The organism is Marinobacter sp. KM021 (assembly GCF_050707965.1).
GTDB classification, from domain to species: Bacteria; Pseudomonadota; Gammaproteobacteria; order Pseudomonadales; family Oleiphilaceae; genus Marinobacter; species Marinobacter shengliensis.
The window spans coordinates 2523726-2547324 of sequence record NZ_CP136129.1; the positions used below are offsets into that span (position 1 = coordinate 2523726).

20 protein-coding genes are annotated in these 23599 nt (G+C 57.5%); 11 read left to right on the forward strand and 9 right to left on the reverse strand.

Annotated elements, in window-relative coordinates:
- The first annotated feature begins 199 nt into the window (after positions 1-199).
- The 4 genes from RVM24_RS11900 to RVM24_RS11915 all read left to right on the forward strand — a co-directional run bounded on the left by RVM24_RS11900 (position 200) and on the right by RVM24_RS11915 (position 4932).
- Positions 200-1549 carry an adenosylmethionine--8-amino-7-oxononanoate transaminase gene (locus tag RVM24_RS11900; RefSeq protein ID WP_230713812.1) on the forward strand — a complete coding sequence of 450 codons (1350 nt, stop codon included), beginning with the start codon at positions 200-202 and terminating at the stop codon, positions 1547-1549.
- A 9-nt stretch (positions 1550-1558) separates the two neighbouring features.
- Entirely contained in the window at positions 1559-2293 is a 735-nt protein-coding gene (locus RVM24_RS11905) for a 16S rRNA (uracil(1498)-N(3))-methyltransferase (RefSeq protein ID WP_286921938.1), read from the forward strand.
- Positions 2294-2564: 271 nt separating this feature from the next.
- Entirely contained in the window at positions 2565-3794 is a 1230-nt protein-coding gene (locus RVM24_RS11910; protein ID WP_072678147.1) for a DUF445 domain-containing protein, read from the forward strand.
- A gap of 91 nt (positions 3795-3885) precedes the next feature.
- The gene (locus tag RVM24_RS11915) at positions 3886-4932 is read left to right on the forward strand and encodes an HDOD domain-containing protein (RefSeq protein ID WP_431474043.1); all 1047 of its coding nucleotides are present in this window, start codon (positions 3886-3888) and stop codon (positions 4930-4932) included.
- Here the strand turns inward: RVM24_RS11915 and RVM24_RS11920 are convergent.
- The 3 genes from RVM24_RS11920 to RVM24_RS11930 form a co-directional block, all read right to left on the reverse strand.
- Positions 4915-6273 carry a YihY/virulence factor BrkB family protein gene (locus RVM24_RS11920; RefSeq protein WP_106694767.1) on the reverse strand — a complete coding sequence of 453 codons (1359 nt, stop codon included), beginning with the start codon at positions 6271-6273 and terminating at the stop codon, positions 4915-4917. The two genes, RVM24_RS11915 and RVM24_RS11920, sit on opposite strands and share 18 nt — an antisense overlap.
- A 132-nt stretch (positions 6274-6405) precedes the next feature.
- Positions 6406-7623, reverse strand: coding sequence for a maltose/maltodextrin ABC transporter substrate-binding protein MalE (malE, locus tag RVM24_RS11925; protein WP_431474044.1), 1218 nt, complete (start codon positions 7621-7623; stop codon positions 6406-6408).
- Positions 7624-7754: 131 nt separating this feature from the next.
- Positions 7755-8684 (reverse strand): D-2-hydroxyacid dehydrogenase, encoded by a 930-nt coding sequence (locus RVM24_RS11930; protein WP_431474045.1) that lies wholly within the window; start codon positions 8682-8684, stop codon positions 7755-7757.
- Positions 8685-8758: 74 nt separating this feature from the next.
- Here RVM24_RS11930 and tmpT point away from each other — a divergent pair, with 74 nt between their 5' ends.
- The 4 genes from tmpT to RVM24_RS11950 all read left to right on the forward strand — a co-directional run bounded on the left by tmpT (position 8759) and on the right by RVM24_RS11950 (position 14609).
- Positions 8759-9418 (forward strand): thiopurine S-methyltransferase, encoded by a 660-nt coding sequence (gene tmpT, locus RVM24_RS11935; RefSeq protein ID WP_072676465.1) that lies wholly within the window; start codon positions 8759-8761, stop codon positions 9416-9418.
- Between the two features lie 396 nt (positions 9419-9814).
- The gene (locus tag RVM24_RS11940; protein WP_431474046.1) at positions 9815-11737 is read left to right on the forward strand and encodes a PrkA family serine protein kinase; all 1923 of its coding nucleotides are present in this window, start codon (positions 9815-9817) and stop codon (positions 11735-11737) included.
- A gap of 26 nt (positions 11738-11763) precedes the next feature.
- On the forward strand, positions 11764-13053 hold the full coding sequence (locus RVM24_RS11945) for a YeaH/YhbH family protein (protein WP_228704032.1): 1290 nt from the start codon (positions 11764-11766) through the stop codon (positions 13051-13053).
- Entirely contained in the window at positions 13050-14609 is a 1560-nt protein-coding gene (locus RVM24_RS11950) for a SpoVR family protein (protein WP_431474047.1), read from the forward strand. The genes RVM24_RS11945 and RVM24_RS11950 overlap by 4 nt, the downstream gene beginning before the upstream one ends.
- Before the next feature lie 29 nt (positions 14610-14638).
- Here RVM24_RS11950 and RVM24_RS11955 read toward each other — a convergent pair whose 3' ends face one another.
- Positions 14639-16711 (reverse strand): TonB-dependent receptor family protein, encoded by a 2073-nt coding sequence (locus RVM24_RS11955; RefSeq protein ID WP_431474048.1) that lies wholly within the window; start codon positions 16709-16711, stop codon positions 14639-14641.
- Between the two features lie 159 nt (positions 16712-16870).
- Positions 16871-17752 (reverse strand): bile acid:sodium symporter family protein, encoded by an 882-nt coding sequence (locus RVM24_RS11960; protein WP_431474049.1) that lies wholly within the window; start codon positions 17750-17752, stop codon positions 16871-16873.
- Between the two features lie 212 nt (positions 17753-17964).
- On the opposite strand from RVM24_RS11960, the gene RVM24_RS11965 reads away from it, so the two are divergent.
- Positions 17965-19401 carry a WS/DGAT/MGAT family O-acyltransferase gene (locus tag RVM24_RS11965; protein WP_138435273.1) on the forward strand — a complete coding sequence of 479 codons (1437 nt, stop codon included), beginning with the start codon at positions 17965-17967 and terminating at the stop codon, positions 19399-19401.
- A 5-nt stretch (positions 19402-19406) separates the two neighbouring features.
- On the opposite strand, the gene RVM24_RS11970 is transcribed toward RVM24_RS11965, so the two are convergent.
- On the reverse strand, positions 19407-20036 hold the full coding sequence (locus RVM24_RS11970) for a TetR family transcriptional regulator (protein WP_138435272.1): 630 nt from the start codon (positions 20034-20036) through the stop codon (positions 19407-19409).
- Between the two features lie 197 nt (positions 20037-20233).
- Here RVM24_RS11970 and RVM24_RS11975 point away from each other — a divergent pair, with 197 nt between their 5' ends.
- Together RVM24_RS11975 and RVM24_RS11980 are read left to right on the forward strand one after the other, a co-directional pair.
- Complete coding sequence (locus tag RVM24_RS11975; RefSeq protein WP_286251498.1) at positions 20234-21340, forward strand: ferredoxin reductase; 1107 nt, start codon at positions 20234-20236, stop codon at positions 21338-21340.
- 48 nt (positions 21341-21388) lie between these two features.
- Positions 21389-22480 (forward strand): fatty acid desaturase family protein, encoded by a 1092-nt coding sequence (locus RVM24_RS11980; RefSeq protein ID WP_431474050.1) that lies wholly within the window; start codon positions 21389-21391, stop codon positions 22478-22480.
- On the opposite strand, the gene RVM24_RS11985 is transcribed toward RVM24_RS11980, so the two are convergent.
- From RVM24_RS11985 to RVM24_RS11995, 3 genes are read right to left on the reverse strand one after another with little or no spacing between them, the layout of a single operon-like run.
- Entirely contained in the window at positions 22468-22905 is a 438-nt protein-coding gene (locus RVM24_RS11985) for an RrF2 family transcriptional regulator (protein WP_431474051.1), read from the reverse strand. The genes RVM24_RS11980 and RVM24_RS11985 overlap by 13 nt on opposite strands.
- Before the next feature lie 29 nt (positions 22906-22934).
- Positions 22935-23327 (reverse strand): YbaN family protein, encoded by a 393-nt coding sequence (locus RVM24_RS11990; RefSeq protein ID WP_244178247.1) that lies wholly within the window; start codon positions 23325-23327, stop codon positions 22935-22937.
- A gap of 23 nt (positions 23328-23350) precedes the next feature.
- Entirely contained in the window at positions 23351-23575 is a 225-nt protein-coding gene (locus tag RVM24_RS11995; RefSeq protein WP_106694753.1) for a hypothetical protein, read from the reverse strand.
- Positions 23576-23599 lie beyond the last annotated feature (24 nt).

Consider the following 23599-nt stretch of genomic DNA (forward strand, 5'->3'; position numbering starts at 1 on the left):
GTGTTGAATTCATTGTTGCTTTAGCCGGCCATCCTCACATTGGCCGCCCGAGCGAGCGTTTCTGGCATGGAAGCCATCCGACTGGTTCACACGCCACCACTGTTCTGGGTCACACCCAGGCGCTGTTAACCGAGCGTTCCGGGAAGTATCATGGGCGGTCTCAAACAAAATGCCCCAGCCGGGACGACAGGAGAACACGATGCGCAATGCTGATCTGGTCGCACGGGACCTCAAATCCGTGTGGCACCCCTGCACCCAGATGAAAGACCACGAAAGCCTGCCGCTGATTCCCATCAAGCGCGGCGAAGGCGTGTGGTTGGAAGACTTCGAGAGCAACCGGTATATCGATGCGGTCAGTTCGTGGTGGGTGAACCTGTTCGGCCATGCCAACCCGCGCATCAACTCCGCTATCCAGGAACAGATTGGCCAGCTGGAACACGTGATTCTGGCGGGCTTTACCCATGAACCGGTGGTCAACCTGTCTGAACGCCTGATCGAAGTCACACCGGAAGGGCTCAGCAAGTGTTTCTACGCGGATAACGGTTCATCCGCCATCGAAGCCGCCCTGAAGATGAGCTACCACTACTGGAAAAACCTGGGCCAGCCCGGCAAGAAAAACTTCGTCAATCTCAGCAACAGCTACCACGGCGAAACCCTGGGCGCACTGGCACTCGGTGATGTGGCGCTCTATAAAGACACCTATCAGCCGCTGCTGATGGAGGTACTTACTGCCCCCTCCCCGGATGCCTACAACAAGGAACCGGGTGAAACCGACGAAGACTACGCCCTGCGCCAGTTCGAGGCCATGGAAAAACTGCTGGCCGAACGCCACGATGAAATCTGCGCTGTGGTGGTCGAGCCCCTGATCCAGTGCGCCGGCGGCATGCGCATGCATCACCCGATTTACCACACCAAACTGCGGGAAGCCTGCGACCGCTACAACGTACACCTGATTGCCGACGAGATCGCCGTGGGCTTTGGCCGCACCGGCACCCTGTTCGCCTGTGAACAATCCGGCATTACCCCGGATTTCATGTGCCTGTCCAAGGGCCTTACCGCTGGCTACCTGCCGTTGTCCGCCGTACTGACCACGGAAACGGTGTACAACGCCTTCTACGACGACTACGAAACCCTGCGCGCCTTCCTGCACAGCCACAGCTACACCGGCAACCCCATCGGCTGCGCCGTCGCCCTGGCCACCCTGGACATCTTCCGGGACGAAAACGTCATCGAGAACAACCGCCAACTGTCCCGCTGCATGGCCGAATCCGTCGCACACCTGGCCGACCACCCCAACGTCGGTGACATCCGCCAGCACGGCATGACACTGGCCATCGAAATGGTCAAAGACAAAGCCAGCAAAACCCCGTTCCCCTGGCAGGAACGCCGGGGCCTGAAAGTCTACCAGCATGCCCTCACCCGCCAGGCACTGCTGCGGCCGCTGGGCAACGTGGTGTACTTCATGCCCCCGTATGTCATCACCGAAGACCAGATCCGCCACCTGGCACAGGTAGCGACCGAAGGCATCGGCATCGCGGTAAAAGGCTGAGGGCGGCCCATGCGCATACCCAGGATATTCACAGACAGCCCGCTCCAGGCGGGCAGCCTCTGCGAGCTTGACGAAAACGCCGCCAACCACGTGGGCCGGGTACTGCGCATGCAGCCAGGCCAGGAGTTACGCCTGTTCAACGGCGACGGCCAGGACTACACCGCCACCATCACCCAGGCCGGCAAGAAAAACGTCCAGGTGGAAATAACTGGTGCTGAAACCAACAACACCGAATCTCCCCTGAACATCATCCTGGGCCAGACATTGTCCAAGGGCGACCGGATGGATTACGCGGTGCAGAAAGCGGTCGAAATGGGCGCCACCACCATCGTGCCCCTGACCACCGAACGCTCCGATGTAAAACTCAAAGGCGACCGGGAAGAAAAACGCCTGCGCCACTGGCAACAAGTCGCCATCAGCGCTGCCGAACAATGCGGCCGGGCACGGGTACCGAACCTATTGCCAGTAATGACCGTTGCCGAATGGCTACAATACAGCCAGACAGCCGACCTGCGACTGGTACTCCACCACCGCACCGAGCAGTCGTTGAACACCCTCACCAAGCCGGGCAGCGTTGCCCTGATGATCGGCCCGGAGGGTGGTTTGACCGCCGATGAAATTAACCTGGCAGAACAAAACGGCTTTCTGCCCGTGGCCCTTGGCCCCCGGGTTTTGCGCACCGAAACCGCACCGGTTGCGGCGATTGCGCTGTGCCAGTGGCTGTGGGGAGACATCGGCAGCTGAGGTTTGTGGCCCTGATTGGCAAACCTGCGGGCGTCGCAGTCATTGACAGATCTGGCGGCGGCTAACATTATCCTTGTCTGACAAAAAGCCTGAAGCCATTGCCGATGTTGGCGCAGCTGGTTGCGGAGAGGCTTTCCAAAACCCTGCGGAGCCATGGATGGCGGAGCGGAGCGTACAAGGACGTATTCACAGCGTGTTTTGGAAAGCCTCTCCGCAACCAGCTGCCGGGCACCAAGGACCAGGTAAAAATAAATAGATTCGCGAGCCCAGGATGACAGACCTACTTACCAATCCAGAGTTTTGGCAATACCTCAGCATCCCCGTGATAGCGGCCCTGATCGGCTGGAGCACCAACTGGCTCGCCATCAAAATGACCTTCTACCCCCTGGAATTCATTGGCAAACCACCACTCCTCGGCTGGCAAGGCATCATCCCCTCCAAAGCACGGAAAATGGCCGCCATCAGCGTCGATGCCACCATCTCCAAAATCGGCACGGTCCAGGAAATCTTCGACCAGATCGACCCCAAAGTCCTGGCCGCCCACATCATCTACACCGTCGACCCACGCATCGAAGAATACGTAGACGAACTCATGCTCCGGGAATACCCCACCTTCTGGGAAAACCTGCCAGCATCCGCCCGCAAAATGGTCTACGACAGGGTTCGAAAGTCCACACCACAACTGGTCGACAACCTGGTTGACGACATCTCAGACAACATCGAAGACCTGCTGGACATCAAAGGCATGGTCATCGAACGCCTGGCCCGGGACAAAAAACTGCTTAACCGCATTTTCCTTGAATGCGGCGACGTAGAGTTCCGTTTCATCATCAACTCGGGTCTCTACTTCGGTTTCCTGTTCGGCCTGATCCAGATGGCCGTCTGGTACTTTTACCCCGCCATCTGGGTACTGCCCCTGTTCGGCCTTCTGGTCGGTTGGGCCACCAACTGGATTGCCCTGAACGTGATCTTCCGACCGCTTCATGAACACAAAGTCGGCCCACTTCGGCTCCAGGGCCTGTTTCTCAAGCGCCAGCCGGAAGTTGCCGAGTCTTTCTGTCACATCGTGACCCATGAAATCCTCACCGTGGGCAACATAATCAACTCCATCCTTGAAGGCCCCAAGGGCGGGCGGGCCCGCAACATGGTCAAGAAACACATCAAACCCCTGGTGGATGAAACCGCCGGCATGGGCAAGGCGCTGACCCAGATGGCCTTCGGCCCCACCGGCTTTGCCACCCTGAAAAACCAGGTGGGCGAGAAAGCCATCCAGATCTCCCAGAGCTCCTTCAACAACCCGGTGTTCGAGCAGGACCGTGCCCGCGCAGTGGAATCGATCATGGTTGAGCGGATGATTGCGCTGTCATCGGAAGAGTTCCAGGACCTGCTACGCCCCTGTTTCCAGGAAGACGAAATCAAACTGATTCTGGTTGGGGCTTTCCTGGGCTTCGTCGCCGGTGTGTGCCAACTGGTATTCGTGTTTGGAGAAGCCTTCTTCTGAAGCCACACAAGGCTGTGCAGGGTTGCATAACGCCACTATACTGATCCGGTGAACGGTCACTTTTAAATACACGTTAAACCGGAGGCAATGGATGCCGGGCTTTTTTTCCTGGATATCAGGCTTGTTTGCGACGCCGCCGCCTGCCGCGGCGGCCACCGAGACACGCCTGTTTAACCCGGCGCAAAGTCACAGCTCCGAACAACAAGCGTCAGACGCCGTGGTTGTCAAACAACTGGAAGACCACCTGTTCTGTTGGCTGCTTGACGCTTCTCCAGCCATGCTTCGGTCCGAACCCGCCGGGGCAGAACAAATACTGGCCGAGCTGGAGCGCCGCCTGCGCTCCAGTGAAATGGAAGAGCTACCCCGCAGGCCCGGCAGCCTGCCCATGCTGATGCGGGCGCTGTCTAACGAAACGACCGACCGCAAGCAGATTACCGACATCATCCTGAGTGACCCGTCGCTCACAGACCAACTCCTTCAGGTAGCCAACAGCCCCTACTTCCGGCCCGGTGACAACACCATAGAGTCAGTGGATCAAGCGGTGTTTGTCTTAGGGCTGGATGGCATCCGTAACGTCATTTCAGCAGCCGTTATGCGCCCGATGATGGCCGCAAGAAACAGTCGGGAAGCCCTGTTTGCCCAGCGGGCCTGGCGCTGGGGGCTTACCTGCGCCAGATCCGCAGAATTGATTGCCCGCATTCACCGCGACGACACCAGTGCCCATTTCATGGTGGGACTGCTACCGGCACTTGCCTATATCACCATTCGTCGGGAACTGGGACGCATCTGCCGGACACAGAATACGGGCAGCGAGCCAGAGCAAGCAGTTCTGAGGATAGCCCTGATCCGCCATCAATGGACCGCCTGCCAGCTGCTGGCCAATGTCTGGAACCTGCCGCCGAAATATCATGCCTGGCTGCTCTCGGCAGAGCGCCCGGCGCCCAGGCAGGCACACTCAGCGCTCACCGATGGTTTGTTGTTGGGCACCCGTGAAGTGCTGCGCCATGCCCGCCAACGCAACCTGCCGGAAGACAAGCTGGCTCAGATCGTGCACCTGACACCGGAGCAGGTTACCCCTGTGCGCAAGGCCGTTGTCAGAATGCTGCAGGAAGGCAAAAGCTCAAAAGCCGACGCCTGACACCGTCGAAGCATCCTTGGCGCTGTCTTGGGAATCTTCCCCGCCAGCCAGCAACTCCGCAAAACTGACATCTTCCCGGTGGCCCACCAGATCTCTCAGCTGCACCGGCATGGCACTGCTTGGAAGGCGGTCAACAACCCGGTCCTCATCCCGGCGGATGGTCTGAAGGACGCTTCCAACCGTGATAAGGTGCAATGCCTTGCCGGGTACCAATTGATCACCATTACGCCCCGCCAGACTCAACAGGCCGGCGCGAATCAGCTTGTCACTGATGCTCCGTGTGACCTCCCCAGGTACACGCAGATCATATTCCAGCGCCTCTTGCTGCGGTGCTGGCTGCCCCAGGCTGAACGGCTTGGCCACCATCCACATCAACGCCAGGCCCACCCGCTCCTGCAACTCCGGAGCCAGCTGCACGTTCTGACGCTTGGCCACAGACCCCGGATTCTGCATGTAAAAGGCCAGGCTGGCGCCGAGCAGCAGGATCATCCAGTTCAGGTAGGTCCATATCAGCAGGATTATGCCCACCGCGAAGCCCGAATATATTGCCGCGTACTTGGTCGAATTGGCTACGAAGGACGCAAACAGCATACCCGCCGCCTGCCAGGAAACACCCGCCACCAGACCAGCAATAAACGCATAACGCAGCTTCACGCGGGTATTGGGGATGAACACATAGACAAACGTGAAGGCCCCCACCACCAGGAAAAACGGGGTAAAGCGGCTTACCATCACAATCAAAGAACCGAACGGCTCAATCTCCATGAACCGCTGCACCACGTTGGATGAAAAAATGGTGGCGGTCACACCAATGGCCGACACCATCAGCAGTGGGCCAACCATGATCACGCTCAGATAGTTGCTGAAGCGCTGGGCCATGGATCGCATCTCGGGCACGCGCCAGATCATGTTGAACGAACGTTCGATTTTCTGGACCAGCGAAATGACGGTGTACACCAGCAGTGCCAGACCAACAGAGCCCAACACGCCAACTCTCATGTTATCGACAAAACCCAGGATGCGCTCTGCAACCTCCATGCCCTGGGGGCCCATCGGCTCAAAAAACTGGTATAGCAAGGGCTCCATGCGCTGGTGCACACCCATCGCTTTAAGCACCGAAAAGCTCAGAGCCAGCAAGGGCACAATGCTTAGCAAGGTGGTGTAGACCAGGCTCATGGCGTGAAGGGTCAGCTGCCCGCTGATGACATCCCTAGCCACGGCATACACAGAACGCCCGGTTTTATAGAGCCAGGTCCAGGGCCACTTCTGGGGTGGATTGGGGTTGGCGAGAATCCACTTCTCCGCCGCCTGAAGCCGCTCTTTGGTTTGAATTGATGCCACGCAAGATCCTGCTTGTCAGTGTTTTCTACAGCTTATCAGCCGAAAGCCAGTAAACAAGGGGATTATAGTGGCGCCGCATCCTTGCCAGGCCGGCACGCTGGTGCCAACCGCTCGCAGCAATCCAGTCCCTGGTTAGTTGGCAACGTAGTGCCGGCGCGTCCATCCCCGCATTTCGTCCAGCCGCTGCAGGCGGACAGCTGCCTGGCTGAGGGTTGGGCGAATCGGCGCATCGCCTTCCAGCATGGCCGCAAAGCGGCGCGTCATCAGGTCCCAGAAGCGTTTCATTTCGGGAATATTGGGCATAATTTCGCCACCACGGGCCGACCGGAAGGTGTGATCGATAAATGGGTCCTGACTCAGCGTCTTCACCACCTCAAGGTGGGCGACCGCTCCCAGTGGTTTGTCATCATTGACTGCGTGAAGCCCCTCCTCCGTCAGCAGATAATCCTCAATAAATTGCCGGGCAAGATCCTGATTCGTGGAAACCGCACTGATTCCTGCAGCCAACACCCCCACGAACGGCCGGCCCACTGTGCCCTCCACTGTGGGCACATCGGCGATACCGACATCGATCCCGGAGGCCCTTAGCTCGCTCCAGGCCCAGGGACCATTGATGATCATGGCCACCTTTCCGGCCTTGAAGCCTTCCATCATGGTTCCATAGTCGGTATCCCGTGCCAGCACCCCCTGTTCCAACAGCCCGCGAATGCCGGCCACGGCGCGAATCGCACCGTCTGTGGCGACCCCCACATCAGACAGGTTGTATACGTAGTCATCAACACCAAAACTGTAGCCGCCGGAACCGGCAAAGATCGGCCAGGAAAAATAGACATTGCGATAATCCCAGCCGATGCCCTGGATATCCTTGCCGGCCAATTGTCGGTGTATCTCTGCCACCTGCTCCAGAGTGGTCGGCGGTTCCGACACCAGGTCCCGGTTGTAGAGCAGGCTCACCACCTCCATGGCGATAGGGTACCCGTAGACCCGTTCACCAACCGACACCGACTGCCAGGCAAATGGGGCAATCTCGTCACGGACAGCGCGGGAAGGTTCAATAGCCGCAAGGTGGCCTTCATTAATCCAGCTACCAAAACGGTCATGGGGCCAGATGATGATATCGGGCGCCTTGGCAGTGTAACCATAGTGATCATACTGGGTGGTGAGGTCATCTGGCGTTTCAACGGTCACGGGCACGCCGGTTGCGACCTCAAAGCGCTTGCCGACTTCGGCAAGCCCCTGATACCCCTTGTCGGAATTTATCCAGATCAGCAGTTCACCGCGTTCAAACGCCTGCACGGCATGGGATTGGAAAAACAGGCAGACCAACACTGCCAGAGTGGTTCGGATCATCGCGCATAGCCCTTTTGTTGTTATTCGGGTTTTGCGCCATAAAAGCAGATTGCGTCAACGATCGCGTCATACACCTGCCATATTCCAAGGGGTGAACGAGGGGGCGTAAGTTCTCCGCCCCCGGCAGGAACCTACCGTGCAAGATTGCCGGCAGTGATCTCCACAATCCGCTGACGGGCCTCGCGGCTCGCCCAGGCGGAGTGGGGAGTAAGAATCAGGTTCGGAATATCCTCCGCCAGCAATGGATTCCCGTTGCGTGGCGGCTCCTCAGTCAGCACATCAAACCCGGCCCCGGCGATCTGACCGTTGCGCAGGGCATTCGCCAACGCCGCTTCATCTACCAGACCTCCCCGGCTGGTGTTGATCAGCAGCGCTGTGGGCTTCATCAACCCCAGTTCCCGCTTACCAATCATATTCCGGGTGTCATCGGTCAGCAGGCAGTGCAGAGACAGTACGTCGGCCTGCGCCAACAGGTCGTCCAACGGAACCCGGGGATAGCCATCGACCTCTCCGGGCTGCTGCCCCGGCCGACAACCCAGCACAATGTTCATACCAAAAGCCTTTGCCCGTTCCGCCACGCCCTGGCCCAGGTCGCCATAGCCGACAATGCCCAGGGTTTTGCCCTCCAGCTCCATAATCGGGTAGTTCATCAGACAGAACATATCACTCTTACCCCAGGTGCCGTCACGGGCATCCCGGCTGTAATCCAACAAGCGGGTAGCCAGCGCCAGAATCAGCGCCATGGTGTGCTGGGCTACCGTGGAACGGCCATAGTTGGTCACGTTCATCACCGTGATCCCATGCTCCTTTGCGGCCGCCCGGTCAATGTTGTTCAGCCCCGTGGCCACCACCGCAATCGTCTTCAGCTCCGGGCAGGCGTCGAAGTGCTCCCTGCCCAGCACCACCTTGTTTACCAGCACCGTATCAAAACCCTGAATCCGCTCCACAACCTGCTCGGGCGCGGTTCGGTCATAACAGGTCAGGCCACCGGTCACCTGCTCTAGCGGCGACAGATCCACATCACTGCCAAGGGTTAGGGTATCCAGAAAGACCGCCTTCATACTTTTCTCCCAACTCATGATCGGCACAGATTAAGGTAGACTGGGTAAAACGAGCAAATTCAGGGAGGCAAACCATGGAACACGAATTCTGGCACGAACGTTGGGAAAAGAGCCAAATCGGCTTCCACGAAGGCACGGTAAACCAGTACCTGCACGATCACTGGCCGGAACTGGCCGGCCAGGGCACCGAAGCCGTGTTCGTGCCCCTGTGCGGCAAAGCCCATGACATGTGGTGGCTCCACGACCGTGGCCACCCCATCATCGGCGTGGAACTCAGCGACATCGCCTGCAAGGATTTCTTCGAAGAGGCCGGCGAAAAAGCCAAGGTCCATCCGGGCGAGCCTTTCACCACCTTCAAACACGACGACCTACAAATCTGGTGCGGCGACTTCTTTCAACTGGTGCCGGATGATCTCAAACACATCCGACTGGTCTACGACCGCGCAGCGCTCATCGCCCTGCCCCCGGAAATGCGCAAAGGCTATGTGGACCACCTGACCGCCATCATCCCGGACGGCACCAGAATCCTGCTGATCACCCTCGATTACGACAGCAACGAAATGCAAGGCCCTCCCTTCAACGTCAGCGACGAGGAAGTGTTCCAGCTGTATAGCGAGGACTACGAAGTTAACCACGTACTGAAGCGCGACATGGCCCACGACAACCCCTTCGCCAAAAGAAGAGGCCTGAGAAACGGCGCCGCAGAAAGCGTGTTTACACTAACGAAGAAGTAAAGGCCCACCGCAGTCCAAAGGCTGGGGCCCCCTCCGAAGCCCTGATCGACGTACACCGGGGCGGATTTTTTAGATCAAACTGAATGTCTGAGCAAAGCGAGTTTCAGTTTGATCTAAAAAATCCGCCCCGGTGTACGTCAGCCCTAAAATCCGATACGCCCCGTAACATAATTTAATGAACCTAAGGTGAACCCCACCTGTCCAACCCCCGAACTCTGAACTAAGCTCAGAATAAGCAGGCCGGAAAGCTCCGGATAACGTATACCTGTTTAACAGAACCATCCCATCAACCTATTAACCAGAGCACACCGCCCAGACCGGCGGCGTTTCAGCAACGGGGATATTGCGTGAGTTAAAGCGGTTTTATAACAAGCAAGAGCAAGCGAGGGGCCATCTATGAGCATTCTGCAGCACTTCAAAGACCGGTATGCATCCACTCAGGAGGAAGAATACTCCCTTGAGGAATACCTGGAGATCTGCAAAAAGGACCCAACAGCCTACAGCACCGCCGCCGAGCGAATGCTGATAGCCATCGGCGAGCCAGAACTGATCGACACCTCCCGTGACCCTCGCCTGTCACGCATATTTTCGAACAAAGTCATCAAGCGATACCCGGAATTCTCCGAGTTCTACGGCATGGAAGAAGCCGTGGAAAACATCGTGTCGTTCTTCCGCCACGCCGCCCAGGGCCTGGAAGAGAAGAAGCAGATCCTTTACCTGCTCGGCCCGGTGGGCGGCGGCAAATCCTCCCTGGCGGAAAAACTCAAGGCACTGATGCAGAAGGTGCCGTTCTATGCCATCAAGGGCTCGCCGGTCAACGAAAGCCCCCTGGGCCTGTTCGACCCGGACGAAGACGGCCCGATTCTGGAAGAAGAGTACGGCATTCCCGGCCGCTACCTGAAAAACATCATGTCGCCCTGGGCGGTAAAGCGACTGCACGAGTATGGTGGCGACATCAGCCAGTTCCGGGTGGTTAAACGCTACCCTTCGGTGCTCGACCAGATCGGGGTGTCCAAGACCGAACCCGGTGATGACAACAACCAGGATATTTCGGCGCTGGTGGGCAAGGTCAACATCCGTATGCTGGAAGACTTCTCCCAGGACGACCCGGACGCCTACAGCTTCAGCGGCGGCCTGTGCAAAGCCAACCAGGGCCTGATGGAATTTGTGGAGATGTTCAAGGCCCCCATCAAGGTGCTGCATCCGCTGCTGACCGCCACCCAGGAAGGCAACTACAACACCACCGAAGGTATGGGTTCCGTGCCCTTCGACGGCGTTATCCTGGCCCACTCCAACGAATCCGAGTGGCAGACCTTCCGCAACAACAAGCACAACGAAGCCTTCCTTGACCGGGTGTACATCGTCAAGGTGCCCTATTGTGTGCGGGTAACCGAAGAAATCGAGATCTACCGGAAGCTGCTGAAAAACAGCTCCCTGTCTGGCGCCCCCTGTGCCCCAGACACCCTCGACATGCTGGCCCAGTTCTCGGTGCTGTCGCGCATCAAGGAGCCGGAAAACTCCAGCATCTTCTCCAAGATGAAGGTGTACGACGGCCAGAGCATCAAAGACACCGACCCGAAAGCCAAGTCCATCCAGGAGTACCGGGACGCCGCCGGTGTGATGGAAGGCATGGATGGCTTGTCTACCCGCTTCGCGTTCAAGATTTTGTCAAAGGTATTCAACTTCGACACCACCGAAGTAGCGGCCAACCCGGTACACCTGCTGTACGTGCTGGAAAAACAGATCGAGCAGGAACAGTACCCGTCTGAGATCCAGGAAAAATACCTGCGGTTCATCAAGGAATACCTGGCACCCCACTATGTCCAGTTCATCGGCAAGGAAATCCAGACCGCCTATCTGGAAAGCTACAGCGAATACGGCCAGAACTTGTTCGACCGTTACGTGACCTACGCCGACCTGTGGATACAGGACCAGGAGTTCCGGGACCCGGAAACCGGGGAAATTCTGGACCGGGGCTCCATCAACGACGAGCTGGAAAAGATCGAGAAGCCTGCGGGCATCAGCAACCCGAAAGACTTCCGCAACGAAGTGGTCAACTTTGTGCTGCGGGCCCGGGCCAACAACCAGGGCCAGAATCCCAGCTGGCTCAGCTACGAGAAACTGCGCAGCGTGATCGAGAAGAAGATGTTCTCGAACACCGAAGACCTGCTGCCGGTGATTTCCTTCAACCCGAAAGCCAGCCAGGAAGACCAGAAGAAACACAAACAGTTTGTGGAACGCATGGTCGAACGTGGGTACACCGAGAAACAGGTCCGCTTGCTTGCCGAGTGGTATCTGCGTGTGCGTAAGTCCCATTAACGGCCAGCGGGAGCAGACCCATGGGTATGACCCACATAGTCGACCGGCGACTGAACGGTAAAAACAAAAGCGCAGTGAACCGGGAACGGTTCCTGCGCCGCTATCGCCATCACATCAAAAAAGCGGTGTCTGAAGCGGTCCAGAAACGTTCCATTACGGATATTGAACGGGGCGAGAAGGTCAGCATTCCGGCCCGGGATATACAGGAGCCCATCTTCCACCATGGTCCCGGTGGTCGGCGGGAAGTGGTACACCCGGGCAACCAGGAATGGGTAGCCGGCGACACCATTCCCAAACCCCCGGGCGGTGGCGGCAAAGGTCAGGGGCAAGGCCAAGCCAGCCCCGACGGTGAAGGCATGGATGAATTTGCCTTCCAGATCACCCAGGAGGAATTCCTGGAATTCCTGTTTGATGACCTGGAGTTACCCAACCTGGCCCGCAAGAAACTCAAGGATACCGAAGCCTTCAGTTACGTTCGCGCCGGGTTCACCAGCCAGGGTGTGCCCGCCAAACTGGATGTGGTGCGTTCCCTTCGGGGCGCCCATGCACGCCGGCTCGGCCTTGGCGGCGCCCGCAAGAAGAAAATCAAGGATCTGGAAAAGCAGCTGGAAGCCCTGAGAAGCGCGCCTGAAGATCTGGACCCGGCGTTCAGCCATGAGGACCAGATCAAGGTGCTGGAAGACGAAATTGCGCGCCTGAAAGCCAACGTCAAACGCATTCCGTTTATCGACGAGATCGACCTGCGTTACCGCCAGCACCAGAAGCAGCCCAAGCCCGCTACAAGCGCCGTGATGTTCTGTCTGATGGACGTGTCCGGTTCCATGACCCAGATGCACAAAGACATCGCCAAGCGCTTTTTCATCCTGCTGTATCTGTTCCTGAAGAAGAACTACAAGAAGATCGATGTGGTGTTTATCCGCCACCACACCAGTGCCAAGGAAGTGGACGAAGAAGAATTCTTCTACAGCCGGGAAACCGGCGGCACCATTGTTTCCAGCGCCCTGAAGCTGATGCACCGGATCATCGAAGCCCGATACTCGCCGGCGGAGTGGAACATCTACGCCGCCCAGGCATCGGATGGGGACAACTGGAACGATGATTCCCCGGTTTGCAGCAAGCTGCTGGCCAACAGCATTCTGCCGCTGGTGCAGTACTACTCTTACATCGAAATCACCCCCCAGGACCACCAGATGCTCTGGTACGAATACGAGAAGATCCTGGAACAGTTTCCCCAGAGTTTTGCCATGCAGCAAATTGCAGACCCTGGCGATATTTACCCGGTCTTCCGACAGTTGTTCGAGAGGAAAGCGGCATGAGCAGCCTGATTGATCGCCCGAACGCACCGGAGAGCGAACAACCCAAGGCAGGAACACCTATTTCCACCGGCTCGGAGTGGACCTTTGAGCTGATCCAGAAGTACGACGAAGAAATTGCCCAATGCGCCACCGAGTTCGGTCTGGACACCTACCCGAACCAGATTGAAGTGATTACCGCCGAGCAGATGATGGATGCCTACAGCTCTGTGGGCATGCCAGTGGGTTATCACCACTGGTCGTTCGGCAAGCAGTTCCTGCAAACCTCCAAGGGTTATCAGCGGGGCCAGATGGGCCTGGCCTACGAGATTGTGATCAACTCCAACCCCTGCATCGCCTACCTGATGGAGGAGAACACCCTGCCCATGCAGGCACTGGTGATTGCCCACGCCAGTTACGGCCACAACTCCTTCTTCAAGGGCAACTACCTGTTCCGCACCTGGACCGATGCCAGTGCCATCATCGATTACCTGGTGTTCGCCCGCAACTATGTCGCCGAATGCGAGGAACGCCATGGCGTGGATGCGGTGGAGGAGATCCTGGATTCCTGTCATGCCCTGATGAACTACGGGGTAGACCGATACAAACGCCCGGCACCCATTTCCGCGGCGGAAGAAGCCCAGCGTCAAAAAGAGCGGGAAGAATACCAGCAAAGGCGCATCAACGATCTGTGGCGAACCATCCCGAAACCGGACGAAGACGACGACCCGGTCAAGCGTAAACCCCGCTACCCGGAAGAGCCCCAGGAAAACCTGCTGTACTTCATTGAGAAGAACGCGCCACTGTTGGAAACCTGGCAGCGGGAACTGGTGCGGATTGTGCGCAAACTGGCACAGTACTTTTACCCTCAGCGCCAGACCCAGGTGATGAACGAAGGCTGGGCCACATTCTGGCACTACACCCTGTTGCACCGGATGTACGACAAGGGCCTGGTGAATGACGGCTTCATGCTGGAGTTCCTGCAAAGCCATTCCGCGGTGGTATACCAGCCCCCGTTCAACAGCCCCTGGTATTCCGGCACCAACCCTTACACGCTGGGTTTCTCCATTTTCACCGACCTGCGGCGGATCTGCGAGAACCCCACCGATGAAGACCGTGAATGGTTCCCCGACATCGCCGGCAAGGACTGGCTGGAAACCGTGCATTTCGCCATGCGCAACTTCAAGGACGAGAGTTTTATCCAGCAGTTCCTGTCGCCCAAGGTGATGCGCGATCTCAAACTCTTCGCGATCGAGAACGATGACCAGGAAGACCACTACACCGTGACCGCCATCCACGACGACCCGGGGTACCGGGTGCTGCGGGAGAAACTGGCGCGCCAGTACAACCTCAGTTACCGGGAGCCGAACATACAGGTGTGGAATGTGAATGTGCGGGGCGACCGTTCACTCACCCTGCGGCATATTCCCGTGGACCGGGTACCGCTTGGCAAGGAAACAGACGAAGTGCTGAAACACGCCCATCGGCTGTGGGGCTTTGATGTGCACCTGGAAAGCGTGGATGACGGCAAGGTGGTTGAGGAACATCACTGCCCACCCAGAGGCACTGAAGAAGAGTGACCACAATGGGCCACCCCTGAGATCACAAATCAGAAAGTCAATTCAATGCCCGCATAAAAAGTTCTTCCGGCGCCGGGTTCAAAGTAACCTCTGTCCTCGATGGGCCGGTTTGCGTTGGCATTAATGCGCACATTGCTGAAGTAATCCTCATCCAGCACATTGCGGACACCGGCGTAGAGATTGAGCGTCTGATTACCCAGGCGCACGGAGTCACCCGCGCGGGCACCGAGCAACCAGTAATCGCTTACCTTGGTCTGGTTGCTGTTCTCGGCATAAAAGCTACCAACGTACTGCCATTCCAGCGCTGCGAACCGGCCAGCCATACCCTGCCACTCCAGTTCAGACACCCAGAGCGTGCCGGGCAAGCCGGGGATCTCATTGCCATCAGCCTCATTGCCCTGTTCGTCAGTGAAGTCGCGCAACTCGTAGTCTGCCAGGGTCAGTGCTGTGGTCGCCCGCCAGGCATAGGAGATATCCCAGCCCAGGCCCAGTTCAACACCGTTGCGCCGTGTTTCGCCGGCATTTTCGTAGAAAGTACGGCCATCCAGTTCGTAGGGCAGGATTTCATCCTTAACCCGGATGGAGAATAGAGCCAGGTCATAGCTGAGCGCGTTGCCCCATAAACCACGAACACCAATCTCCCGGTTCAGCGCCTTTTGCGGTTCCACATCCGGGTTAAAGCCACCGGCACCAGAGGGGTTGGCAAACTCGGTAAAGGTGGGCGACTCGAACGCCGTGCCAACGGTGGCGTATACCTGATGCCGGGGCGCCAGGCGATAGCTCAGGCCAACCACGCCGCTGACTTCCCGGAACGTTCGGCTGCCGGAATCATCACCGTCCTCAAGCCGGTCATCATCGACCGACAGGCGCAGATGATCCCAGCGGGTCCCGAGTGAAAAATTCAACCGATCCGTCAGCGCCAGATCCCCTTGGGCGAATACAGCCACGTTTGTCGCGTTCTGGGTTTCTGCCTGGGTTTGCCCGGTAATCTCGCCCATGGGTGACACCTGGTAGCGCCGGCGGTCATCCGACTGCCGATGGACATCCGCGCCGGTTACCCAGGTCAAAGGTCGCCCGGCCAGCTCGGAACCTTGCTGGTACTGGGAACTGATTCCGTAAAAATGGCGGTCGTAGGCCACTCGACTCGCGCCGGGAAAAGGCAACTGCTGGGCGAAATCCCGATGACTGTAAAAGGTGTTCACGGTCACCTCACCGGGCAATACTGCGGCATCCTGATACTGCAGCCCCAGGGTTTGCTGATTCACCGTCTGGCCGCTGTCCAGCCGCTTGGCCATAAAGGTGGCCTGGTTTGGGTCTTCCTCTACCTGGGCCAGGGTCAAGCCGCCCGGGTCCTGGGCTTTCGGGTTATGCAAGGCGTTGAAGGTGGCGGTCAGCTCCCTCTCGGAATCCAGCTCATGGGAAAGTCGGGCGTTGAACAGGCCCTTTTCCGCCTCACTCTGCTCCCGGTGGCCGTTTACATTCATCCAGGACAGCGTTGCGATGGCACTGGTGTCGCCCCGTACGCCATTTCCCTGAATGGCGGCCTTACGGTAATCATCACTGCCGCCATCAAGGCGCAGCCGGGCACCGGGGGGCAAATCATCGCCACGGGCGGTGGTGATATCCAGCACGCCACCGGCCGCATTGCCATACTGCACCGAGGACGGGCCCCGAATAACCTCAATACGCTGGGCGGAATCCAGGTCAATGGCATCGATCTGCGACTGGCCATCCGGCAAGGTGTAGGGAATGCCATCCACCTGAATGCGGATACCGCGAATACCGAAGGGCGCGCGAGCCCCGAAACCCCGGGTCGACAGTCGCAGATTCTGGGCGAAGTTGTAACGGTTCTGGAAGAACAAGCCAGGCACGGTATTGAGGGATTCGTCCAGTTGCAGGCGCTGCTGGCCCTGGCGGATGGCGGGGGCATCGACTACCGATACGGCAGCCGGGGTCTGGTACAAATCCCGAACCAGACGCGGCGCTGAGACCTCCAATATCAGTTCTTCCTGCACTTCTTCATCAGAAGACTGCGCCTGAACCGGCGTGGCGACGGCCAGAGTGCTGCCTATCACCGCCACTGCGTATCGATTATTCTTCATCACGGTGCCTCCTCATTGCCTTCAACCCATGAGTTACGGGCAATGACAGGATTCGTATTGGAACCCAGTGCCCTCAACACTATTCCAATACAAAAAATACATGTATATAACTGTCACTTACTGCCGGGTTGTCAGAACTTTAGTACTACAACTTGAGACCTACGTTTTATCCAATGATGACCTGGGGATGACCTTGCGGCCATACACCGCCAACAAGAATCCGATCGGGAACATAAGCACGCCGTATACGGCAGCAGGAATGGACATGGCGCTGGATTCCAGCAGCGTCAGGGTAACCATCAGGCCAATGGTCGCGTTCTTGACGCCCAGCTCAACCGCCACGGCCAGTGACTCGCGCTGCGTCAGGCCCGCCGCGCGCCCGGCAATCAGGCCCAGAACAATGCCCACCAGATTGAGCATGATGGTTGAAGGACCGGCCTGCTTCAGCAAATCGCCAATCTGGTCACGAACACCGAACAGCAGGGCCACAATCAGAACCGCCAGCACCACGCCCCCGAAAATGCTGACCACACTCTCAGCTTTGCGCGCCACCTCAGGCTTGCGAGTGCGCACAATCATGCCAAGAGCCACCGGGAACAACACGATACCCACGAGCATGCCAATGGTCTTGCCGACCGGCAGTGAGATGTCCGCTGCCGTGCCCATGAAGTGCTGCAGGGCCATATTGGTAAAAAGCGGCAGGGTTATGATGGTGATCAGGCTGGCTACCACGGTCAGAACAATAGACAGGGCAATGTTGCCCCTGGCCAGCAAAACGAACAAGTTGGATGTGGTGCCGCCAGGGCAGGCCGCAATAATGACCAGCCCCACCGCAATGGCAGGCGACACCCCAAACAGATAGGCCAGTGCAAACGCAGCCAGTGGCATCAGAAAAATCTGGGCGATGGTGCCGACCACCATGCCGCGCGGGTAAACCGCCACCTGGCGAAAGTCCCGAACGGTCAGGGTCATCCCGATACCGATCATGATGATAAAGAGCGCCACCGGCAAACCTGCCGAGATCAGCGGGCTGGATTCCACGAAACCTCCGTCATTCTTTGTTATTCATTGTTTGCAGAGAGAAATTAGCACACTACCCGACAGATCGGCAGCGCCGGATGGCTACATTGTGTAACTGCAAAACCCCGTAAAAGCCAGAACTAAATGGGCGTTTTGATCGTGTGTTACGGCGGTAATCAGTATACTTGCATGTAACAATCAAAAAATGACTATGTGACGGAGATACACAAGGAATGAAACGTCTCGGAACACTGGACGCCTCATGGCTCGCGGTAGAATCTGAAGATACCCCCATGCACGTCGGTAATTTACAGATTTTCTCGCTACCGGAAGGCGCTACGGAGACTTTTCTGCGGGACATGGTGACCCGCATGAAGGAAGCAGGTGATGTCGCAGCCCCATGGGGATACAAGCTGGCCTGGTCCGGCTTTCTTGGGCGACTGGTGGCACCAGCCTGGAAAATCGACAAGGACATCGATCTCGATTACCACGTCAGACACTCAGCGCTGCCCCGTCCCGGCGGCGAGCGGGAGCTTGGCATTCTGGTGTCGCGCCTGCACTCCAACCCCCTGGACTTTTCCCGCCCGCTGTGGGAATGCCATGTCATCGAGGGGCTCGAAAACAACCGTTTTGCCCTGTACACCAAAATGCATCACTCGATGATTGATGGCATCAGCGGTGTACGCCTGATGCAACGGGTTCTTACCACAGATCCGGAACGCACCAACATGCCACCGCCCTGGACGGTACGGCCGGAGCGGCGCCGGGGCAGTAAAACCGATAAAGAAGCCAGCGTACCGGCGGCGGTGTCACAGGCGATGGATGCCCTGAAACTTCAGGCTGATATGGCCCCCAGACTCTGGCAGGCTGGCAACCGCCTGGTTCACTCGGTGCGGCACCCGGAAGACGGCCTGACGGCTCCCTTCACGGGCCCCGTCTCTTTGCTGAATCACCGGGTAACCGGCCAGCGCCGGTTCGCCACCCAGCACTATCAGCTGGATCGCCTGAAAGCGCTGGCGCACCAGTCCGGTGGTTCTCTGAACGATATCGTGCTGTATCTGTGCGGAACGGCATTGCGTCGGTTTTTGCTGGAGCAAGGCCAATTACCCGACACCCCCCTGACGGCCGGCATTCCGGTTAACATCCGCCCGGCAGATGACCAGGGTACAGGTACCCAGATCAGCTTCATGATTGCCTCTCTCGCTACCGATGAAGCCGACCCGCTGAACCGGCTTCAGCAGATCAAAACATCTACCCGACGGGCCAAGGAACATCTGCAAAAACTGCCGAAGAGCGCACTGACCCAATACACCATGCTGCTGATGTCACCCTATATCCTGCAGCTTATGTCTGGCCTGGGCGGGCGCATGCGGCCGGTGTTTAACGTGACGATTTCCAACGTCCCGGGGCCCGATAGAACGCTCTACTATGAAGGCGCGAAACTGGAAGCCATGTACCCGGTGTCTTTGATTGCCCACGGCGGGGCCCTGAACATTACCTGCCTGAGCTATGCCGGCTCACTGAACTTCGGTTACACCGGCTGCCGCGACACTCTACCCAGCATGCAGAAGCTGGCGGTGTACACCGGGGAAGCACTGGATGAGCTGGAAAGCCTGATTTTACCTCCCAAGCCACGCAAAACCAGGGCCAAAAAACCTGCGGCCAAGTAATCGAATCAGGCGCTGTCGCTGTTCCAGTTGGCAGCGCCGACAAACACCATCTGCAGGAAGCGGGTGGTGCGCTTACGCACCTGGCCGATCTGGTAATCGTCGTCTTCTGATATGCTAAGCAGGTCGGTCAGGCTGAAGGCCACGGTTCTCACTACCAGATCGCAGGTTACCTCCAGATCGGCGTCACTCAGATGCTCCATTAACCTGAGCCGGCGAAGGTCGTTGGCCAGCTCGCTGGCGAAGAAACGCATTTCACTGCGAATCCCCTCCTGTACCGCCCGACTTTCCCCCGCCAGGCCCTGAGCCATAAACAGGAAGAAACTTCGGTTGGCCTGGGCATGAGCCACGAAGATACCCACAGACTCTTCAATCAGCTTGTCCGCCTGCAACACATTGGCTCGCGCTTCCCGCATCATTCGGCGTAGCACCAGGCCCAGCTCATCCACCAGCTGCAAACCCAGATCGTCCATGCTCCGGAAATGCCTGTAAAAGGATGTAGGCACCACACCCGCCTGCCGGGTGACCTCCCGAATGCCCAGGCTGGCGAAATGCCGGCCTTTACCCACCAATGCCAGAGCCGCACTCATCAGCTTCTCGCGGGTTTCCCCTGGCTTGCGCCTTTGTTTGTCTGCCATTCCTCTTCCCGTACCGCTTAACCAGGTTCACAAGTGTACACATTAGACCGGAGAAAGAACCACCAGACTTGTCATTTCGAGCCAACCATCACGCCAGGTAATTGTTGAAAGTCAAACTTGTGTGTACAGTCGTACACATTAGTGAACACTTGTACACATGCAGTGGAACAAGTACCAACAAGTATGGAGAACCAATCATGCTGGCACGACTTTCAAACACCAAAGCACTTCACTGGCTTGGCCGGCAGTTACTGAACCGGGACAACCCGGCCGGCTATTTCGACCCGCTGGCCGAAGCCATCAACCCGATGTGGGTACAAGAGTACACACCGGCACGGGTAGAGAACATTATTAACGAAACAGCTGACACCAAAACCTTCGTTCTGAAGCCGGCAAAACGATGGGCCGGGTTCCAGGCAGGTCAGCATGTGAACATCTGTACCGATATAGAGGGTGTTCGCCGCACCCGCACCTTCAGTCTGTCCAGCTCTCCTTTATTGTGGCAGTCCGAGGGGCAGATCACTCTGACCATCAAACGCCTGCCCGGTGGGCTGGTCACCAACTGGATGCACGACGCCCTGCAACCGGGAGATGTGATTGGGCTTACAGAGGCGTTTGGGGAGTTCCTGATTCCGGAGCCGGCGCAACCCGTGCTGTTCATTGCCGGCGGTAGCGGCATCACCCCTATCCTGAGCCAGCTTCAGACCATGGCAGCAGAGGACTACCGGGCCCCCGTTACCCTGCTTTATTACGTGCGCACCCATAATGACGTGATCGCCCGGGAAGCACTGCAGGCCCTGGCAGCGCGCTGGCCTGCGCTGTCACTGACTATCATCGCAACCAATGAGAGCGACGAGCCTCGTTATCTGCGGGACAGCGACCTGGAGACCGTCGCGGGCATCAAGGCCAGAGAAGTATTCCTGTGCGGGCCCAAAGGCCTGATGGACCTGGCCACCGACCTTCTGGCCAAACGCGGCCTGAAGGAGAAGCAGATGCACAGTACCTTCTTTGCGCCCCCGGCACAGGCATCTCTGGATAGCGATCAACTGGGCGGTGAGGTGACCTTTTCCAACAGCAACCTGAAAGTGGGCTCAGAAGGCGATGCCAACCTGCTGGAAATCGCCGAAGCCGCAGGCCTGAAACCTCAGTACGGCTGTCGCATGGGCATTTGCCACCAGTGCAGCTGCCGCAAAACCAGCGGCATCGTGGTTAATCGACTTACCGGCAAGGTCTCCGGCCCGGGTGAAGAGCCTGTTCAACTTTGTGTTTCGGTTCCCCAAGGGCCTGTCGCCCTGGACGTATAACCCCATTCTTTTGTATTGCGGCGATTATTGCCGCAGGGAGTCATCGATATGAAAAAGCTTAACGAAGACCAACTGAACGAACTGCAGAAAGACCTGGACGCCATCCGTGACGAGGTCATTGCAGACCTGGGCGAGCGGGATGCCAAGTACATCCGCAAGATCATCCGCCTGCACCGTACCCTGGAAGTGGGCGGCCGGGTGATGATGCCCTTTGGCTTCATTCCACCCGTATTCGTGGCCGCTACCGCTACGCTGGGTATCGCAAAAATCATAGAGAACATGGAAATCGGCCATAACGTCATGCATGGCCAATACGACTGGATGAATGACCCGGCCCTTAACTCTCAAACCTATGAATGGGACACCGTTTGCACCAGCGATTCCTGGCGCCGGACCCACAACTACGAACATCACACCTACACCAATATCATTGGCAAAGATCGGGACTATGGCTATGCAGTGCTTCGCCTGAGTGATGACGTGAAATGGCACCCGGGCCACCTGTTGCAGTTCATCAACTACATTCTGCTGACCGTGCTGTTCCAGTGGGGCGTCGGGGTACACGAACTGGAGAGCGAGAAGATCCGCCGGGGTGAGTTGCGCTGGCGCGACAAGCTGCCGTTCCTGAAGGATTTTGCCCGTAAGGGCGGCCGCCAGGGATTCAAGGATTACGTATTCTTCCCGCTACTGACCCTGCCTGTCGCTCCTATCGTTCTGGCAGGCAACGTGGGTGCTAACCTGATTCGTAACATCTGGGCATCCACCGTTATCTTCTGCGGGCACTTCACCCAAGATGCGGAGACCTTTACCGAGGAAGAATGCGAGGGTGAAAGCAAAGGTCACTGGTATCTGCGCCAGCTCACCGGTTCATCCAACTTCACTGGCGGCAAGTGGCTGCATGTGTTGAGTGGGCACCTGAGCTACCAGATTGAACACCACGTGTTCCCCGACCTGCCGGCTCACCGTTACCCGGAGATTTCCGAGAAGGTTCAGGCAGTGTGCGAGAAATACGACATTCCGTACAACACCGGGAGCTTTGCCAAGCAGTATGGCACCGTCCTCAAACGTATCGGCAAATTCTCGCTGCCGGACGTGGTAAGAACCCGATTGGAAGGAAAGCGCGAGCTTCAGACGATCTGAAGCAAGCGCACCAGCTGTGGCCGGTGTTTATCCTGGATAACATCGGCCAGAGTGTATTTGTCGAGTGTTTCAAGGAATGCCTTCAAGGCTTCGGCAAACATGGCCTTCAGGCCGCACACCGGGGTGATCTTGCAGGTGTTCTTTGATGAAAAGCATTCAACAATGCTGAGGTCCTGCTCCGTTTCCCTGACAAGAACACCGATGTTGATCTCATTGGGCGCCATGTGCAGGCGCATACCACCTTTCTTGCCCCGAATGGTCTCGATGTAGCCTTTCTTGTTGAGCTGATGAACCACTTTCATCAGGTGATTCTTGGAAATTTCGTAGCTGTCTGCAATTTCCTGAATGGTGGCCAGACGATCACCCTGTTCAGCCAGATAAATCAGAACTCTCAAGGAATAATCTGTATAGCGGGTGATGTGCATTCATAACTCCATAAATATGACGGAAAACTTTAACAGGATGGCCTCGTGAGCAGATAACCTGCAACGCTCAGCAGGAACAGCCCCGAAACCGTCAATACAAATACCGTTGAACCTAGCCAGACCAACATGCTCCAGCTCAACGCCATCATGGCGCAGGCAAGAATCTTCGCCTTAACCGGAATGGCCCTGCGCTCATGCCACTGGGCAATTGCCGGGCCGAAAGTCGGGTGCTCTTCAAGCCACCGGGCAAACTCCGGAGACCCTTTACTGGCAAAGTAAGCCGCCAGTATGACAAACGGCGTGGTCGGCAACAGCGGAAGAACAACCCCGACGGCACCAATCGCTACAGACATATACGCAAGTATCCGGAAACCGGTTTTACCGGAAGGTGCTTTCATGGCACGGGTCTCGGAACGATTCATAACTGCATCTATTCTACCGTGAATCAGTGTACGGGTCTGCCCAACTTGCTCAGAAAGGCCAGACGGGCAACGTAGGCAATTTTCACCCCAACCGCGAATAACAGGGTTCCGATGTGGGCGGCAATCTGCACTGGCAGTGCCAAGGCATCGGCCAGCGGGTAAGCCAGCATCACCGTCAACAGCAACCCCAGGAACGACACCAGAACCGCGGTATTGGATATGACCAGCCATTTTTCAAAGCGTTCCATAACCCCCTCCACCTAATTACATTT

Bases quoted from the DNA above. Each gene is read 5' to 3' on its own strand.
- RVM24_RS11910 (WP_072678147.1), top strand. From the start codon at position 2,565: ATGACAGACCTACTTACCAATCCAGAGTTTTGGCAATACCTCAGCATC.
- RVM24_RS11995 (WP_106694753.1), bottom strand. From the start codon at position 23,575: ATGGAACGCTTTGAAAAATGGCTGGTCATATCCAATACCGCGGTTCTG.
- RVM24_RS11985 (WP_431474051.1), bottom strand. From the start codon at position 22,905: ATGCACATCACCCGCTATACAGATTATTCCTTGAGAGTTCTGATTTAT.
- RVM24_RS11965 (WP_138435273.1), top strand. From the start codon at position 17,965: ATGAAACGTCTCGGAACACTGGACGCCTCATGGCTCGCGGTAGAATCT.
- RVM24_RS11955 (WP_431474048.1), bottom strand. From the start codon at position 16,711: ATGAAGAATAATCGATACGCAGTGGCGGTGATAGGCAGCACTCTGGCC.
- RVM24_RS11900 (WP_230713812.1), top strand. From the start codon at position 200: ATGCGCAATGCTGATCTGGTCGCACGGGACCTCAAATCCGTGTGGCAC.
- RVM24_RS11975 (WP_286251498.1), top strand. From the start codon at position 20,234: ATGCTGGCACGACTTTCAAACACCAAAGCACTTCACTGGCTTGGCCGG.
- RVM24_RS11950 (WP_431474047.1), top strand. From the start codon at position 13,050: ATGAGCAGCCTGATTGATCGCCCGAACGCACCGGAGAGCGAACAACCC.
- RVM24_RS11945 (WP_228704032.1), top strand. From the start codon at position 11,764: ATGACCCACATAGTCGACCGGCGACTGAACGGTAAAAACAAAAGCGCA.
- RVM24_RS11915 (WP_431474043.1), top strand. From the start codon at position 3,886: ATGCCGGGCTTTTTTTCCTGGATATCAGGCTTGTTTGCGACGCCGCCG.
- RVM24_RS11905 (WP_286921938.1), top strand. From the start codon at position 1,559: ATGCGCATACCCAGGATATTCACAGACAGCCCGCTCCAGGCGGGCAGC.
- tmpT (WP_072676465.1), top strand. From the start codon at position 8,759: ATGGAACACGAATTCTGGCACGAACGTTGGGAAAAGAGCCAAATCGGC.
- RVM24_RS11940 (WP_431474046.1), top strand. From the start codon at position 9,815: ATGAGCATTCTGCAGCACTTCAAAGACCGGTATGCATCCACTCAGGAG.
- RVM24_RS11970 (WP_138435272.1), bottom strand. From the start codon at position 20,036: ATGGCAGACAAACAAAGGCGCAAGCCAGGGGAAACCCGCGAGAAGCTG.
- RVM24_RS11980 (WP_431474050.1), top strand. From the start codon at position 21,389: ATGAAAAAGCTTAACGAAGACCAACTGAACGAACTGCAGAAAGACCTG.
- RVM24_RS11990 (WP_244178247.1), bottom strand. From the start codon at position 23,327: ATGAATCGTTCCGAGACCCGTGCCATGAAAGCACCTTCCGGTAAAACC.
- RVM24_RS11930 (WP_431474045.1), bottom strand. From the start codon at position 8,684: ATGAAGGCGGTCTTTCTGGATACCCTAACCCTTGGCAGTGATGTGGAT.
- malE (WP_431474044.1), bottom strand. From the start codon at position 7,623: ATGATCCGAACCACTCTGGCAGTGTTGGTCTGCCTGTTTTTCCAATCC.